At 31.5% G+C, this 16,399-nt stretch carries 16 protein-coding genes; 15 read left to right on the top strand and 1 reads right to left on the bottom strand.

What is annotated here, in order from left to right; translation table 11 throughout:
* The first annotated feature begins 3 nt into the window (after positions 1-3).
* The 4 genes from AC4FRF_RS13940 (at position 4) to AC4FRF_RS13925 (ending at position 4,091) form a co-directional block, all read left to right on the top strand.
* On the top strand, positions 4-1,344 hold the full coding sequence (locus AC4FRF_RS13940; RefSeq protein ID WP_491160242.1) for a DEAD/DEAH box helicase: 1,341 nt from the start codon (positions 4-6) through the stop codon (positions 1,342-1,344).
* A gap of 59 nt (positions 1,345-1,403) precedes the next feature.
* Positions 1,404-2,684: an NAD(P)/FAD-dependent oxidoreductase gene (locus AC4FRF_RS13935; protein ID WP_491160240.1), complete on the top strand. Its 1,281-nt coding sequence runs from the start codon at positions 1,404-1,406 to the stop codon at positions 2,682-2,684.
* A gap of 184 nt (positions 2,685-2,868) precedes the next feature.
* On the top strand, positions 2,869-3,492 hold the full coding sequence (locus AC4FRF_RS13930; RefSeq protein WP_491160238.1) for an RDD family protein: 624 nt from the start codon (positions 2,869-2,871) through the stop codon (positions 3,490-3,492).
* 203 nt (positions 3,493-3,695) lie between these two features.
* Positions 3,696-4,091 carry a hypothetical protein gene (locus tag AC4FRF_RS13925; protein WP_491160236.1) on the top strand — a complete coding sequence of 132 codons (396 nt, stop codon included), beginning with the start codon at positions 3,696-3,698 and terminating at the stop codon, positions 4,089-4,091.
* Between the two features lie 209 nt (positions 4,092-4,300).
* Here AC4FRF_RS13925 and AC4FRF_RS13920 read toward each other — a convergent pair whose 3' ends face one another.
* On the bottom strand, positions 4,301-5,035 hold the full coding sequence (locus tag AC4FRF_RS13920; protein WP_491160234.1) for an NUDIX hydrolase: 735 nt from the start codon (positions 5,033-5,035) through the stop codon (positions 4,301-4,303).
* Between the two features lie 328 nt (positions 5,036-5,363).
* On the opposite strand from AC4FRF_RS13920, the gene AC4FRF_RS13915 reads away from it, so the two are divergent.
* The 11 genes from AC4FRF_RS13915 (at position 5,364) to AC4FRF_RS13865 (ending at position 16,398) form a co-directional block, all read left to right on the top strand.
* Positions 5,364-6,782, top strand: coding sequence for a carbohydrate porin (locus AC4FRF_RS13915; RefSeq protein WP_491160232.1), 1,419 nt, complete (start codon positions 5,364-5,366; stop codon positions 6,780-6,782).
* Between the two features lie 31 nt (positions 6,783-6,813).
* Positions 6,814-7,665: a sugar phosphate isomerase/epimerase family protein gene (locus AC4FRF_RS13910; RefSeq protein ID WP_491160230.1), complete on the top strand. Its 852-nt coding sequence runs from the start codon at positions 6,814-6,816 to the stop codon at positions 7,663-7,665.
* Between the two features lie 34 nt (positions 7,666-7,699).
* The gene (locus AC4FRF_RS13905) at positions 7,700-8,596 is read left to right on the top strand and encodes a carbohydrate kinase family protein (RefSeq protein ID WP_491160228.1); all 897 of its coding nucleotides are present in this window, start codon (positions 7,700-7,702) and stop codon (positions 8,594-8,596) included.
* A 37-nt stretch (positions 8,597-8,633) separates the two neighbouring features.
* Positions 8,634-9,953 (top strand): L-fucose:H+ symporter permease, encoded by a 1,320-nt coding sequence (gene fucP, locus AC4FRF_RS13900; protein ID WP_491160227.1) that lies wholly within the window; start codon positions 8,634-8,636, stop codon positions 9,951-9,953.
* A gap of 109 nt (positions 9,954-10,062) precedes the next feature.
* Positions 10,063-10,530, top strand: a complete 468-nt coding sequence (locus AC4FRF_RS13895; RefSeq protein ID WP_491160226.1) for a GNAT family N-acetyltransferase — start codon at positions 10,063-10,065, stop codon at positions 10,528-10,530.
* A 336-nt stretch (positions 10,531-10,866) separates the two neighbouring features.
* The gene (locus AC4FRF_RS13890) at positions 10,867-11,298 is read left to right on the top strand and encodes a thioredoxin family protein (protein ID WP_491160224.1); all 432 of its coding nucleotides are present in this window, start codon (positions 10,867-10,869) and stop codon (positions 11,296-11,298) included.
* Between the two features lie 7 nt (positions 11,299-11,305).
* Complete coding sequence (locus tag AC4FRF_RS13885) at positions 11,306-12,229, top strand: FAD:protein FMN transferase (RefSeq protein ID WP_491160222.1); 924 nt, start codon at positions 11,306-11,308, stop codon at positions 12,227-12,229.
* Positions 12,226-12,453, top strand: coding sequence for a DUF4266 domain-containing protein (locus AC4FRF_RS13880; protein WP_491160220.1), 228 nt, complete (start codon positions 12,226-12,228; stop codon positions 12,451-12,453). The genes AC4FRF_RS13885 and AC4FRF_RS13880 overlap by 4 nt, the downstream gene beginning before the upstream one ends.
* A gap of 23 nt (positions 12,454-12,476) precedes the next feature.
* A complete protein-coding gene (locus tag AC4FRF_RS13875; RefSeq protein ID WP_491160218.1) occupies positions 12,477-13,658 on the top strand; it encodes a DUF3570 domain-containing protein in 1,182 nt (393 codons plus the stop codon).
* 228 nt (positions 13,659-13,886) lie between these two features.
* Positions 13,887-15,794, top strand: coding sequence for a DUF294 nucleotidyltransferase-like domain-containing protein (locus tag AC4FRF_RS13870; RefSeq protein WP_491160216.1), 1,908 nt, complete (start codon positions 13,887-13,889; stop codon positions 15,792-15,794).
* A 4-nt stretch (positions 15,795-15,798) separates the two neighbouring features.
* Positions 15,799-16,398 carry a 3'-5' exonuclease gene (locus AC4FRF_RS13865; RefSeq protein ID WP_491160214.1) on the top strand — a complete coding sequence of 200 codons (600 nt, stop codon included), beginning with the start codon at positions 15,799-15,801 and terminating at the stop codon, positions 16,396-16,398.
* The last annotated feature ends 1 nt before the right edge of the window (position 16,399 follow it).

The raw sequence follows: 16,399 nt of genomic DNA, 5'->3' as shown, positions 1-16,399 counted from the left end.
AAAATGTCAAAACAATTCTCAGATTTAGGAATTTCGACAGCTTTATTACAATCCTTAACGGAATTGGATCTTGTTGTGCCTACAGCCATTCAAGAACAAGTGATTCCGTTACTTTTAGCCAATCAAACAGATTTAGTTGGATTAGCAAAAACAGGTACAGGAAAAACGGCCGCTTTTGGGTTACCAATTTTACAATTAATTGATGCTTCAAAACCTCAGGTACAAGCTGTTGTATTAGTTCCTACGAGAGAATTAGGACAACAAGTTTTTAAAAACTTAGAAGCTTTTGCTCAAAATTTACCAGATGTTTCTATCGCCGTAACCTGTGGTGGAATCCCAATAAAACCTCAAATAGAACGATTAAATAGTCCCACACATGTTGTAGTGGCTACGCCAGGACGTTTAATTGATTTATTACAACGAAAAGCCATTAGCTTAAAAGAAACACAATTTTTAGTTCTTGATGAAGCCGATGAAATGGTAAGCATTCTAAAAGAAAGCTTAGACGAAATTGTTGCTGAATTACCTAAAAATCACCGTACGTTTTTGTTTTCGGCAACCATGCCTGGAACCATAAAACAATTGATTCAAAATTATTTGCATAAAAATGTAGTGCAAATAAGCGCTAACATGGAAACTTCAGGAAATCAACAAATTGACCATCAATACATTGTTGTAGATCCAATTGAAAAACTGAATGTTTTAATGCATTTTTTGAATTCCAGAGAAGGACAACGCGGTATTATTTTTTGCAAAACCAAAGCAGCCGTAAATAAATTAGCTAAAAACTTAGCGATTAATCGTTTTTCATCGGGAGCATTGCACGGAAGTTTGTCACAAGGAATTCGTGACCGAATCATGGAGCAATTTCGTGAAGGGCACATCAATATCTTAGTGGCTACGGATTTAGCTGCTAGAGGAATTGACGTAAAAGAAATTGCATATGTAGTCAATTATCATTTACCGGATACTTATGAAAATTACGTTCATAGAAGTGGTAGAACGGCTAGAGCAGGAGCAAACGGTTTATCGTTAACTGTTTTACAAGCCGAAGAAGAAATAGAAATTGCTGATTTTGAAAAAGAATTAGGAATCAAATTTACTCCGTTTTCCAAACCTTCTGTGGCTAGTATTGAAGATAATAATACGTTGCTTTGGGCCAAACAAATCTTCAAAACCAAACCCAACCACGAAGTAGATGCTGAATTAAAAACGAAAATAAAAACCATATTTCATCATTTAACCAAGGATGAATTAATTGAAAAAATACTAGCCAACCATTTATTACAAAATAAGAACCAAGTAGTTGAAAAACCAGTTAAGAAACTAAAACAAAAAAAATAAAAACAATCCTAACTTCTTTTGCTAACTAACTCAAGAAGTTATTTTTAAAATTGTAAAATATGGAAATCGTAATAATCGGAGGCGGTTTTGCAGGAATGAATCTGGCAAAAGAATTATTAAATCAAGATGGAGTTCACGTAACTTTAGTGGATAAAAACAATTACAACTTTTTTCCTCCTCTTATCTATCAAGTAGCTACAGCTTACCTTGAACCTTCTAGTATTAGTTACCCTTTTAGAAAGTTTTTTGCTGGAAAAAAGAATTTACAATTCCGTTTAGGAGAATTAATAGAAGTTGTTCCATCTGAAAACAAAGTGATTTTGAGCAATGGCGAACTCAAATACGATCAATTAGTGTTTGCTACAGGAGCTGAGACCAGTTATTTTGGAATGGAAAATGTACGAAAAAATGCCATCCCAATGAAAACATTGAACGATGCTATTGTAATGCGTAATACGCTGTTGAAAAACTTAGAAAAAGCAGCCATTACGAAGGATATTCGTAAACGTAGAAAATTATTAACAATTGTTGTTGCTGGTGGAGGACCTACAGGAGTGGAAATTTCAGGAATGTTTGCCGAAATGCGTAAAAACATTCTCTTAAAAGAGTATCCTGAATTAGGAACAACGGCAAGTAATATCTATTTGGTTGATGGAGCACCAGCTTTGTTAACCCCGATGAGTAAGGAGTCTCAAGAAGATACTTATAAAGCTATTACTGACTTAGGTGTTATTGTAAAATTGAATAACAACGTAGTAGATTATGTAGATGATACGGTGCATTTTGCTAATGGAGAAACCATTCAAACGAAGAATTTAATTTGGGCTGCCGGAGTTACTGCTCGTGATTTTAAAGGTCTTCCAGCTGATAGTTATGGTCGGGGAAAACGTTTAAAAACAGATGCTTTTAATAGAATTGAAGGAACAAATAACATCTTTGCAATTGGAGATACCTGTATTCAATTTAATGATGAAGCTTTCCCTAACGGACATCCACAAGTAGCACAAGTAGCGATTCAACAAGGAATTAATTTGGCTAAAAATTTCAAAAATGCTATGAAGCAAAAAGCCTTAGTCCCTTTTAAATATGTAGATAAAGGTTCTATGGCAATCATTGGAAAAGCTAAAGCTGTGGTAGATTTACCAAAACCAAAAATGCACTTTAAAGGAACATTTGCTTGGATGATTTGGTTGTTTATTCACTTAATTTCGTTAATTACGTATAGAAACAAAGTAAAAACTTTCTACAACTGGATGGTGGCTTATTTCTCTAAAGACAATTCATTACGAATGATTATTAGACCAGATAAAAAGGTAAAAACAGAAGATATTGTAAAATAATTTTTTCTAAACACTTAAAGAAACCGATGCAGTTCATGTATCGGTTTTTTTTTGCTATTATTTTTAGTAATAAGAAATAGATTACTTTGAGTAGAATTGTTATATTTGAAAAGAATAACTGACTTTCTAACCCTAACTGAAGAATTTAAAATCAACCTTCAGCTATAAACAAAAAATGGACAAAATGAATGACAAACAAATACCGATTACAATTCCGGAAATTGATAATGATATTTACGCTGGATTTTGGGTAAGATTAGGCTCTATGTTAATAGATGGAATAATTATGTTACCTCTAATTTTTATAGTTTTATACCTAAACGGACTTTCAGTAAATATGTATTTTTATATAATAATACCGAATTTATTATTTGGAATTTGGTATAATATTTATCTACCAAAGAAATATGGAGGAACTCCAGGAAAATTAATTGTAGGTATAAAAATTATAAAAATAGATGGAAAACCAATTGGTTGGAAAGAAGCCATTTTAAGACATTCTGTTTTGTTAGGACTAACTATTTTTAGTGTCATTATAATGATTATAAGTCTGTTAAAAGCAGATGAAAATATTTTTAATAGCTTAAGCTGGCTTAAACGTACAGAATATTTAATGTCACTTGCTGCAACACCATTTATGATACATGCATGGGCAAGTAATATTTGGGTTTATAGCGAATTCATCGTTTTACTAACTAATAAAAGAAAAAGAGCTGCACATGATTTTATTGCTGGTACAGTCATTGTTAGAAATGTTTACATTAACAAAATAAACGAGATGATGTATTCGGAAAAAATGAATAGCTAATATATTATGATTTCTTTAAAACATTAAATTATATAACTATAAAAATGATTGTTAAAATAAGTCTATTCAGAATACAATATTTTTTTTTAGGTGTGTTTATTATTGCAAGCTGTTTGCTATTGATTAATTGATCTTCAGTAAAACAATCAATAGTGGATCAAAAAAAACGAATAGATTTCTATTTTAGACCTAACAGTTTTCAATTGGCAACTACAGGTCATGGCTTTGTAGATGTTTATCCCGATAAATTAAAAATTCAAATTATAAAAGGAGGAATACAAATTAACCCAATACATAATAGATTTAAAACTTCTTCTGCATATGCAATTCAAATAGCAATATCTAGATATTTTCCGGGTGATAAATCATTTGAGATCATAGCCACTGGAGAAAAATTAATAATCAACAAAATATTTGAATCTAAAGAAGATTTTTATGTCTTTTCAAATTTAAAATTTACTATTCCCAACATCAAAAAAGAGGATTTAAAAAATTCAAGAATCACACTTACGATTTATAGAGATAATACCCCTAATTCTAGAACAAATTATGCTCATTCAATTGATGAAAATACAATTTCCACTTTATTTGATTTTTAACTTTCCTATAAAACTTAGAATAATAAGGCCAACCAACTTTATTAAATTGCAGTGTTATGCTTTAAAACAATATTACTAATCGCATATACCTGCTTACTTTTAAAACGAAACAGAGTGTTTTTAACGTGATTTATTAAATGTGTTATTTCTCCTTTGTTGAAATGACAAGTTTGCGGAAAATAATCAGTGAAAATCTGTGACAAAAAAAACTAAATACTAATCAAATAACTCTCTTTATAGATTTTTTGATACACATCTTTACTAAACATATACAATTGCGACGGTTTTTTAGAAACACCCACTTGTTTTTCATCTAGTGCAATGATATACTTTTTAGTAATTAATTTTCTTCTGAAATTCCTGTTGTCTATTTCAATACCCAGAATGGCTTCATAAGTATCTTGTAGCTCTTTAATAGTGAATTTATCTGCCAATAATTCAAAAACAATGGGTTTAGATAAGGCATCTTCTTTTAAATCAGCGTGGGCTTCGTTGATGATTTTTTTATGATCAAAACCCAATTCAGGTAATTGATTTACAGGAAACCATTTCGGATTGTATTTGTTTTCTATTTCAACTACATCCGTTGGTAACAAAATATAATAAGCTATAGTGATTGTTCTTTCGCTAAAATGCTCGCTTTCTGCCCAAACAATGTCTTTTTCGTTCTTTAAACGATTGGGATCTCCAAAAACTTTGAATTGTTTTTTATATAAATTATCCAAACCTGTTAACTCTTTCAGAACTCTGTTAGCTGTATCATCTATGGTTTCATTTTCGTAGGTATGAAATCCTTTTAAGACATAATCATTAACAATAGGACTGTCAGAATTTTCGAGTTTCAAAATACGTTCAATTAATAAAACATTTAAGGATTTGCTTGCATTATCAAATCCAAAAATCACACAGTCTACAGATAAATTTGGAATTATTTCGGTTTTCATATTTCAGTGTTGGTCAGTAACAATCAGTATTAGCTTGTTTTTTGTAATGATAACAAATTTAACAATTTAATTCTAATATGCGTTTTTCATTTCCTTAAGCTGTTTTTTATATTAAACGTAAATAATACAATTTATACTAATATTAATCCAAATGATTTAGTTATCTACTTATTTTTATAATTTAAATACCGTAATATATTTATTATAAATATATTAATGCTAAAAAAATAATATCTTTTTTTTGTGGTTAATTAAAATTAAGTTATACATTTGTTGAGCAAACGTCAATTTGACGTTTAATAAAAACAACCAAAGAAAGCCACAAAAAATGAAACCGAATCAGATTAACAAACCTTTTTGGATTATCAAAAAAAATATTTGGATTGTTGCAATATGCAACATAGTTATACATACTCAAGCACAAGTTGTAATTACAAATTCTAATTTTTCACTAGGAACAACTGGTAGAATAGGAGTTGGGCTTTCGCCAAATGGGGAAGGAAATAATTGGAAACCTTTAAACCTATCAGGACAAGGTTCTTTAGGAGGGCGAATGGAACAACAGGATTATTTGGATTTATTGCCTGCCATTCACTTTACACCAAAAATTATTGGAAAAGACAGTACTAATGTTACTTTTCAGGTTCGTTTAGGAATGTATTCGGCTAACGGACAATTTGTTGGAAATGTGAGCAGTCGTTCTAATAACGGATTGACTTTTATATTACCAGAAGCTTATGTAGAAGCCACCAATATTTTAGGAAGCAAATGGTCGGCTTGGGCAGGTTCTCGTTTTCGTAGATATGATGATATTCATATTAGTGATTATTTTTATTTTGACGATCATTCGTCTCAGGGTTTTGGTGTAAAGTACAAAAACACCGAATTGACAATGTTAATGCCTGCTTCCACAGATTCTACTGGAGTATATCCTTATAATTATCAAGTAACTGTAGCAGGTGCAACCAATCCAGCAATACGCCAACGAATGGTTTGGATTGGGGAACAAAGTTTTCATTTTAAAAATAATCAAACGCTAAAGCTTTTAGGAGAATTTCATTATGTTTCTAAAAGTTCAAAAGAAGCCTCAAAAAACTATCCTTCGGATAATGGTTGGGTAGCAGGAATAAAATACAATAGCCCTTTCAAAACAGTAAAATCTGGTTCGTTTAACCAAATTTCAGCGCGTTATGGTACCGGAATTGCTAATGGTGGCGACAATGGAAATACCTTTACTTGGGCTACTTATGGTGCTCCAGATGCCGAAGGAAAATATACTAATGCTTATTCGTTTTCGATGGTTGAACACTTTTTATTAAATATCTCTAACAAATTCAGCCTAAATGGATATGGTGTTTTTACCAAAAGTAAAGGTGGATCATCAAGTACTAATACAGATACCTATTATAATGGCAAACAATTATACAATCAAAAAACAGATTTTGTGGTTGGAGTGCGCAATTTTTTCTATGTAACCAATTGGTTTCATCTAATTCAGGAAGTGCATTATGCCGTTAGAAAAGATGGTGATAATCCAGAAGCCAGCATGTGGAAATTTTCATTAGTCCCCACTTTAGTTCCATTAGGAAAAAGAGATCCATGGAGTCGTCCTCACATTCGTTTAGTAGCCACTGTTGCCAGATATAATGATTACGCCAGAGACCATAATTATTCTCCTTTTTTGCAAATCAATCAAAAACGCTGGGGTTCTTATTTAGGAGTTAGAACCGAATGGTGGCTTTTTTAAAATCAATTTTTTTAATTTAAACAAAATAATCATGCCCATTTTTGGAACTTCAATCTTATCATTTATTCCTTCTTGGACAGCCGATGGCGGTGCATTTTCAATCAAAAAAACAGCGGAATATGGTTTTGATTTGCTCGAAATAAATTTGCCAAGCACTTTAGATTTTGATGCCAAAGCAGTAAAAAAACAATTGAACGAACAAGGCATTTTAGGCCGATGCGGTTTTAATCTACCTACAGATTGCCATATTCCTTTTTACCCAGAAAAAGCAACTGAAACGATTAAAAAGGCATTGGACAAAGTAGCTGAAATGGATGGGGATTTTTTAGGTGGTGTCTTGCATTCGGCTATTGGAACTTTTACAGGAAATCCTTGTACTACTGACGAAAAATTGATTGTAGAACAAGTGCTTCAGGAGGTTTCAAGTTATGCTTTAAAGCAAAATATAACTGTAGCAATTGAACCTATAAATCGTTACGAAAGTTACGTTTATACTTCAGCTGCTGAAGTTTTACAAACGATTAAAAATATTGGAAATCCTAATTTAGGATTGCATTTGGATACTTTTCACATTAATATAGAAGAGGCCAATTTTTACCAACCTATTATTGATGCAGGGAATAAACTCAAACACATTCACCTCACCGAATCGGATAGAGGAATGACTGGGGAAGGCAACGTACATTGGGATGATTTTTTCAAAGCTTTAGCCCAAATTAATTACCAAGGACCATTGGTTTTAGAAAATTTTTCTTCTGAAATTAAAGCTTTAGTTGGACCAACATCATTGTGGAGACCTTCCAAATATTCCTCGGAAGATTTGGCTAAAGGGAGCTTAAAATTCATGCAAGAAATGGTTTGTAAACACTACAAAAACAATTAATTATAATATATTTTCACATACAAAAATAGAAAAGATGAAAACAGAATTGAAAGCAGTTTGTTTTGGAGAAATCCTTTTTGATGTATTTCTAGAACATAAAAAAATTGGTGGAGCGCCGCTTAATGTTGCTACGCGACTAAAAGCCTTAGGTGCAGATGTGGCAATGATAAGCGCAGTAGGAGTGGACGCTAATGGCGAAAAACTAACGAACTACCTTAATGACTTAGGTATTAACACCACTGGAGTTGAAGTAAAATCAGGCTATCCAACGGGTCTAGTAAATGTGATTTTGAATGAAAAAGGAAATGCTTCCTATGATATTCAATATCCATCAGCTTGGGATAAAATTGAAATTTCTGATGGAAACAAAAAAATAGTAGAACAAGCAGATTTTCTAGTTTACGGAAGTTTGTCCTGTAGAGACGCAGTTTCTAAAAAGACCTTATTAGAATTATTGGCTTTAGCCAAATACAAAATATTTGACGTCAATCTAAGAGTACCGCATTATACCAAGAAAAATGTTCAGGATTTATTGCTAGCTGCTGATTTTATCAAATTCAACGATGAAGAATTATATGAAATTTGCCAAGATTTGGGTTCAGAAATCAAATCATTAGAACAAAATATCAAATTTATTGCTGAGAAAACCAATACTAATACCATTTGTGTAACCTTAGGAGCTCATGGTGCAATTTTGTATTACAATAAAAAATTCTACCGCAATTCGGGATTCAAAGTGCATGTTGTTGATACGGTAGGTTCTGGCGATTCTTTCTTGGCTTCCTTGATTACTAAACTTTTGAGTGGAAATGATCCGCAACATGCTATTGATTTTGCTAGTGCAATTGGTGCTATCGTTGCACAAAGCGAAGGAGCAAATCCTGTAATTTCTGAAGCTGAAATAACTGAATTTCTTAAGGGTTTCGAATAAAACAAGACTATTTTTTAACCAATTATTTACCAAAAAAATGAATACAACCCAAAATGTTCCAATTGTTAAGAAGGATTTACTACTTCCTTTTATTGTTATTACCTCATTATTTGCTCTTTGGGGCATTGCAAATGATTTGACTAATCCAATGGTTTCAGCATTCAAGAAAGTAATGCCCGAACTTTCTAATGTTCAGGCATCTTTAGTACAATTTGCCTTTTATTTTGGCTATTTCTTTATGGCTTTGCCGGCGGCACTTTTTATCCGAAAATACAGTTATAAATCTGGAATTGTATTGGGACTTTTGCTGTATGCAATAGGTGCTTTTATGTTTTATCCAGCGGCCAAATACGAAGAATTTAATTATTTTTTAATTTCCTTATGGGTCATTACTTGTGGATTAGCGTTTTTAGAAACCATTTCAAATCCGTTAATTCTTTCTCTTGGAAACCCAAAAACAGCAACACAGCGTTTGAATTTTGCTCAAGCATTTAATCCCGTAGGATCGATATCAGGAATGCTTATTGCACAAACATTTGTTATGAGTGCTTTGCGTTCAGATGATTATTCCGCCACGGCTTACAGTGCGTTATCATCTAATGAATTGGCTGTAATTAGAGAAAATGACTTAGGAGTTATTAGCATTCCATATATTGGTTTAGGAATATTAGTTTTAATTATTATGGTAGTTGTTTTGTTTACCAAAATGCCTAAAACTGCCGAAATGGATAAAATGTCTTTGTCCGATTCTTTCAGAAAATTATTTGCCAATAAAAATTATATCCGTGGTGTAATTGCGCAAACTTTTTATGTAGGAGCTCAAATTATGTGCTGGACGTATATTTTTCAATATGTAGATTATATCAACGAAAGCTTGGGTTTAGATTTAACGGCAACTTATTATAATGTAGCGGCTATGGTTTCCTTTTTAGTAAGTAGATGGATTGGAACCGCTTTAATGTTAAAAATTAGTCCTTCAAGATTGTTAATGTATTTTGGTATGGGAGGTGTAATTTGCTCAGCTGGTGCCATATTTTTACCTGGAATGGCTGGTTTGTATTCTCTTGTCGCTATTTCAATTTTCATGTCAATTATGTTTCCAACAATCTACGGAATTGCATTGAAAAATATGGGAGATGAGGCTAAATTAGGTTCAGCTGGATTGGTTATGGCTATTGTAGGTGGTGCTCTAATGCCTGTTTTACAAGGTTGTATTCTAGATTTAGGAGGAACCGGATTCTCCGATATTAAATTATTTGGATACATTCCGGAAGTGAATTTTTCATTCATTTTACCTTTAATTTGCTTGGCCGTAGTAGCTTGGTACGGAAAAATAACCTATAAAAGCTCAAAATAAATTAATTTTCAAGTTCATTGAACCGATAAAAAACAGTCGTTTTTTATCGGTTTTCTTATAGATTGCTCTAAATAAATTATATTTGGATTCTATAAAAATTTTAAAAAAAATGTCTCTAAAAATTAGAATTGGACAAATTTCTGAATTATTAGAAATACAGCAGTTATTTGCAGATACGATTTCTTTTGTTTGCCAAAATGATTATAATCCAGTTCAAATTGATGCTTGGAAATCTTCAATTAAAAACACAAATAGATGGGTAAATATAATTGAAAATCAATTTTTTATTGTAGCCGAACAAAATCAGAAAATTGTTGGTTTTGCATCTTTGGATAATGGTAATTATATTGATGTACTTTTTGTAGATAAAGATTTTCAGAGACAAGGAATTGCTCAGCAATTATTCAATAGATTATTAGATGAAATAAATCATTCTGAAACAAAAATAATAACGGTAGATGTAAGTATAACTGCTAAAAGTTTTTTTGAAGCAAATGGTTTTAAAATAATGAAGGAACAAATTCAAAAAAGAAATGATATTGAATTAATCAATTATAAAATGACCAGAATGCTGTGAAATGGATTTTTTTATAAAGATATACTTTTGAACTATAATTTATATTATGTAAAATAGAATGTTTTAAATTCTCTCACACTACTTGCAATTCAGTCTAATACTATTCTTATGCAAATTAGTATAACTGAAACCAATATTATATTAATTTAAAGCAATAAGATGATAAAGTATTTGTTTTCAATACATTTAAAACAAATTTCAATTAACACATGGCTTTATTTATTCTTGTTATAAACTAAAATTTTTTATGATTTTTTTTGGATATTTAAAATCAGTAATGCTATAATTTAGTTGTAGAAATTTCAAAACCCTAATAGTTCACTTTACAACAATCTCATGAAATTCATTGCTATCCTTTTACTCTTAATTATTCCTGCTCGTTGGGAAACAAATTTTGAAACGGCTAAAAAAATAGCCAAAGAAAAAAACGAATTAATTCTACTAAATTTCTCAGGTTCAGATTGGTGTGTACCTTGTATTTTACTGCATCGAGAATATTTTGATAATCCAATATTTACTGAAATGGCCGATAAAAATTTGGTTCTAGTAAATGCTGATTTTCCCAGAAAGAAAAAAAACATCCCATCGGACGATATTGTAAAAAGAAATGAAGCTTTAGCCGAAAAATACAATAAAGAAGGAAGTTTTCCGCTCACATTACTCCTAAATGCTGATGGAAAAGTGATAAAATCCTGGAGAGGAAAACCAGAAGTTTCCGTTGAAGAATGGACTAAGGAAATCAAAAATATCTGCGATACTCAAAAATAATTTTCAGATGAGAGTGTTTTCGCAATCCTTAAAATTGATGGGGAATAATTTCACTATTTCGGTAGTTGCCGATTCGGAAGATTTTGCTCAAGAAAATATTAATTTGGCTATAGCCGAAATAAAACGAATTGAACAGCTTTTTACAACGTATAATAATGAAAGTCAAACCAATTTAATCAATCAAAATGCTGGAATCAAGCCCGTTTCTGTAGACAAAGAAGTGTTTGATTTAATTGAAAGAAGTATCGGGATTTCGAAAATAACACAAGGAGCATTTGATATTTCTTATGGAAGTATTGACAAATCCTTATGGAATTTCGATAAAACAATGACTAGCCTACCTCCTGCTGAACAAGCCAAAAAAATGGTGTATCTCATCAATTACAACAATATTATTTTGGATAAAAACAACATTTCGGTTTTTTTAAAAGAAAAAGGAATGCGTATTGGTTTTGGAGGCATTGGTAAAGGTTATGCCGCTGAAATGGCTAAAAATATCTTGATTAAAAATAAGGTTACTAGCGGAATTATCAATGCCAGCGGGGATTTAACCACTTGGGGAACCCAACCTAATGGCAAACAATGGACGATAGGAATTGCTAATCCGGACCACCCTGCTTCGGCGTTTTCTTTCATCGAAATTTCTAATAAAGCCGTGGCTACTTCTGGAAATTATGAAAAATTCATCATGATTGATGGCAAAAAATATTCACACACTATTGATCCTAAAACAGGTTTGCCAATTACTGGTATTAAAAGTGTGACAATTATTAGTAGCAATGCCGAATTTGCCGATGCCATGGCCACTCCTATTGCCATTATGGGAATCAAAGCGGGTTTGTTTCTTATAGATCAAATACCCGATTTATATTGCATAATAATAGACGACAACAACAAAATTTACACCTCAAAAAACATCAATCTCAAATGAAAAAGCAAGCAAAACAAAGCGTTTTGGTTCTGTTAGGAATCTCATCCCTTTCGCTGACTTCCTGCACCACTGTAAAAGAATACCAAAAAGGAAAATTAAATGATTCCGAAATGGTGCTTTCGAATAGAAAAATTGAAAAAACCGAATTGAGTTTTCAGTCTTATCGTGAAGGTTCTTCAGGAGCAAACTCAGGCAAAAGTGGTGGTGGCTGTGGCTGTAATTAATTCTAATTTAATAACCCTATAAAATGAAAAGAATATACATTACAGGATATGCACTGTTAGGATTATTTAAAGCTTTTTCGCAATCTGTTCCAGCAGATTCTACAGCTTATAAAAACAAAAAATTAAAAGTTGACGAAATCAATCTAGTTTCAAGTTATTACAAACAAGACGGAAATAATGCTGCTGTAACAGGAGGCGTTGGTTCAGAAAAATTAACGGATATCTCTAACACTATTGATGTTAAACTGATTAAATACAGTAAATTAGGTAACAAGCAAACTCTTGATTTAGAAGTTGGAATTGACCATTACAGTTCAGCTTCATCGGATCAAATTGATCTTCAAGCAAATTCTTCGGCTTCATCGGCTGATTTTAGAATTTATCCTTCCTTTAATTATAGTGTTGAAAATGAGCAAAAAGGTAATACTCTTGGTTTTGGATTATCGTCTTCAACTGAATTTGATTACCAATCTTTTGGTGGAAATGTAAGTTTTGCTCAAAAAACTAAAAATAGAAACGGAGAATTCTCCGCTAAATTTCAAGCTTTTCTAGATCAGGTAAAACTAGTTACACCAATTGAGTTAAGAACATCTGGCGAAGGATATGGAACTGCTTCCAGAAATACCTTTGCAGCTTCTTTGGCTTATTCTCAAATCATCAATACCAATTTTCAAATCATGTTTATGGCAGATGTAATTGCTCAAAAAGGCTATTTAAGTCTTCCTTTTCATCGTGTCATTTTTAATGATAATTCTGTACATCAAGAAAATTTACCAGACAATCGCTTAAAAATTCCAGTAGCTGTTAGAGGTAGTTATTTCTTAGGAGATAATGTAATTATTAGAGCTTATTACCGCTATTATTCGGATGATTGGAATGTAAAATCCAATACTGCTGATATAGAAATTCCAGTAAAAATATCACCATTTTTCTCATTAAGTCCTTTTTATAGGTATTATTCTCAAAGTGCGGCTAAGTATTTTAAACCTTATCAGGAACACACTGGAGCAGATCTTTATCATACCAGTAACTATGATCTTTCTAAATTTGACAGTAATTTTATAGGTATGGGAATGAAACTAACACCACTAAATGGTGTTTTTGGAATCAAAGAATTTAATACTCTCGAAATACGTTATGGTCATTATTCCAGAACAACTGGTTTAGATGCCAATATTATCAGTTTGAATTTGAAATACAAATAATTAACAAAATCTATTTTATGAAGAAGTAACATTGTGTTCTAAAAAGAATATAGTGTTGCTTCTTTTTTTTATAAAAGTAATTATACCCATTTTATTATATAAAATTCAATAAATTAGAGGTCTAGCAAGATTGAATTAAAAATTTTAAAAACTACTGTTTTAAATTTATTTGGTTCTAGTTATGACTTTTTATTTTACTAATTTTGTACTATATTTTATCGAAATCCCATGAATCTAATTGCAAACCAAATTGCTGAATTTTTAAAAAATTATGCCCCTTTTAATCAGCTTAATTCAGATGAATTAGCAGAAATTGCTAGCAATGTTCGTGTAGTCAATTTAGAAAAAAAACAAACCTTATTTAAAATTAATGATCCCTTGCACGACAGTTTCTATGTTGTAGCTTCAGGAGTAATTAATATTTCTGTAATTGCTGATGCCGAAGAAAGTATTACTAATAAATGTCATGAAGGAACCATTTTTGGTTTACGTCCTTTTTTTGCTAAAAATAATTATAAAGTAACAGCAAAAGCTAGAGAAGAAAGTTTGGTATACGCAATTCCTATTGCGGTTTTCAAACCTTTATTGGCTAATAATTCAGAGGTTTTAAATTTCCTTTTAGAAAATTTCGCTAGTAATTTACCTGAAGATAGAAACTCCCAAGGAAATCTAGTTTCCGATGGAATGTTTTATTCCGAAAAACAATCCGAAGCACAGTTTTTTCAAACTTTAGCTTATAATACCACTCCCCTTTTAGCGACTTCTGACAATACAGCTCAAGAAGTAGCACAATTAATGGCAGAATCTTTAAAGAATAATGTGATTATTTTTGAAAAAAACGGTCCAATTGGAATTGTTACTCATGCTGATTTGGCTTCAAAAATAGCCACTGGCCGTTATGCTATCAATACTCCAGTAAGTAATATCATGTCTTCGCCGGTAATTACTGTTTTAGAAAATGTTTCTTTGGCGGAAGCCCAATTATTAATGCTTAAAAATAATGTAACTCATTTGTGCGTAACTGTTGATGGAACGGATAAATCAACTATAAAAGGAGTGATTTCTGAGCATGATTTAATAGCTGCTCAAGCAAGTAACCCTGGAGTTTTAATTAAAGAAATCAAACGTTCTTTGTCTTCAAATGAGTTGAAAGAAATCCGAACAAGATTGACTAATTTGATTCAATCTTCTATTCAAAAAAATATACCGTTAACTCATATTACTAACATTGCCAGCGAAATTAACTTTGCTATTTTAAAACGTGCAGTCGAATTGTCTATTTTAGATTTAGGCTCTCCTCCTGCTCGATTTGCTTGGTTGAGTATTGGTAGTCAGGGTAGAAAAGAACAACTTTTACTAACCGATCAAGATAGTATTTTAGTTTTTGAAGATGTAGCTCAGGACAAATATATCGAGGTGAAAGATTATTTCTTAAAATTAGGAAAAAAAACTACTGAAACCTTAGAGAAAATTGGTTACGAATTATGTCCTTACGGTCACATGGGGAGCAATATGATGTGGTGTAAATCCTTGACAGACTGGATAAAACAGTATAATAATTGGATGAATGCTACAAGAGAAAATAAAGATAATTTAAGTAGTATTTTCTTTGATTACGAATTAGTTATTGGCGAACAAAAAATAGAAACAGCCATTAACAATATTGTTTTTGAAAATGCCGTTAATAATACTTTATTCTTTGATTTCCTTGGAAACGATGCGTTGAGAAAAAATTCACCTTTGAGTTTTTTCAAAAAATTTATTGTTGAAGAAGAGGGGATTAATAAGGATAAATTTGATATAAAAACCCGAGCATTAATGCCGCTTATAGATAGCGCACGATTGTTCACATTGAGTTATGATATCAAGGGAATTAATAATACCTATACTCGATTCAAGCAATTGGCAATAGCCGACCCTAAGCATTCGGAGATTTATTTGAATTGTGCTGAAGCTTATTTATTTTTAACTAAAATAAGAACTTTAGAAGGTTTAAAAAATGAAAATTCAGGGCAATATATTAACTTGGAGGAGTTATCAAAAATCGATAGAGAAAAACTAAAAAATGCACTAATTCCAATGAAAGAATTAGAAGATTTAATTAAAGATAAGTTTCAACTTACACAATTTTCATAGATTTATGCTAGACTGGTTAAAAAATATCAATAAAGAACATCCTGAATTTTGGAAAGAATATTTAGCTAAATTTTCCAAAAAGTCAAACCGTTATGTTGTGATATCCACCGAAGCCACTGGAGATTCTATTGAAAAAGATGTAATAACTTTTATTAGTGCTTTTGCAGTAGAAAATGATCGAATTTCTATAAAAGATAGTTTTGAAACTATTTTATTACAGTACCGTTTTATGCACGACAATCATCTTTCAAACGAATATATTATTGAAAGTAAATTGCTCAAATTGTCCGAAGCAGAAGCGATGAAAACTTTTGTAGAATATTTAGGTAATGGAATTATCGTAGGACATCAAGTAGAATCTCATGTTACTATGATTAACGCTACTTTAGAGCGCATGGAGTGCGGAAAATTACGTAATGATGCCTTAGATATTGATATTATGCATCGAAAACTACATGAAATTCCTGAAGATAAAGAATTCTCCTTAGATGAGCTTGCAGATTATTATAAAATCCAGCCAACAGATGGTGAAACAACAACCGAAAAAGCATACAAGATTGCCTTACTCTTTTTGAAATTAAAATATAAATTGGGTTTGCAGTAAC

Source organism: Flavobacterium sp. ST-158 (genome assembly GCF_058309975.1).
This window is presented reverse-complemented; position numbering and strand designations above follow the sequence as displayed.

Bases quoted from the DNA above. Each gene is read 5' to 3' on its own strand.
- AC4FRF_RS13930 (WP_491160238.1), top strand. From the start codon at position 2,869: ATGAATGACAAACAAATACCGATTACAATTCCGGAAATTGATAATGAT.
- AC4FRF_RS13940 (WP_491160242.1), top strand. From the start codon at position 4: ATGTCAAAACAATTCTCAGATTTAGGAATTTCGACAGCTTTATTACAA.
- AC4FRF_RS13870 (WP_491160216.1), top strand. From the start codon at position 13,887: ATGAATCTAATTGCAAACCAAATTGCTGAATTTTTAAAAAATTATGCC.
- AC4FRF_RS13910 (WP_491160230.1), top strand. From the start codon at position 6,814: ATGCCCATTTTTGGAACTTCAATCTTATCATTTATTCCTTCTTGGACA.
- AC4FRF_RS13890 (WP_491160224.1), top strand. From the start codon at position 10,867: ATGAAATTCATTGCTATCCTTTTACTCTTAATTATTCCTGCTCGTTGG.
- AC4FRF_RS13915 (WP_491160232.1), top strand. From the start codon at position 5,364: ATGAAACCGAATCAGATTAACAAACCTTTTTGGATTATCAAAAAAAAT.
- AC4FRF_RS13885 (WP_491160222.1), top strand. From the start codon at position 11,306: ATGAGAGTGTTTTCGCAATCCTTAAAATTGATGGGGAATAATTTCACT.
- AC4FRF_RS13905 (WP_491160228.1), top strand. From the start codon at position 7,700: ATGAAAACAGAATTGAAAGCAGTTTGTTTTGGAGAAATCCTTTTTGAT.
- AC4FRF_RS13920 (WP_491160234.1), bottom strand. From the start codon at position 5,035: ATGAAAACCGAAATAATTCCAAATTTATCTGTAGACTGTGTGATTTTT.
- AC4FRF_RS13875 (WP_491160218.1), top strand. From the start codon at position 12,477: ATGAAAAGAATATACATTACAGGATATGCACTGTTAGGATTATTTAAA.
- AC4FRF_RS13865 (WP_491160214.1), top strand. From the start codon at position 15,799: ATGCTAGACTGGTTAAAAAATATCAATAAAGAACATCCTGAATTTTGG.
- AC4FRF_RS13880 (WP_491160220.1), top strand. From the start codon at position 12,226: ATGAAAAAGCAAGCAAAACAAAGCGTTTTGGTTCTGTTAGGAATCTCA.
- AC4FRF_RS13895 (WP_491160226.1), top strand. From the start codon at position 10,063: ATGTCTCTAAAAATTAGAATTGGACAAATTTCTGAATTATTAGAAATA.
- AC4FRF_RS13935 (WP_491160240.1), top strand. From the start codon at position 1,404: ATGGAAATCGTAATAATCGGAGGCGGTTTTGCAGGAATGAATCTGGCA.
- fucP (WP_491160227.1), top strand. From the start codon at position 8,634: ATGAATACAACCCAAAATGTTCCAATTGTTAAGAAGGATTTACTACTT.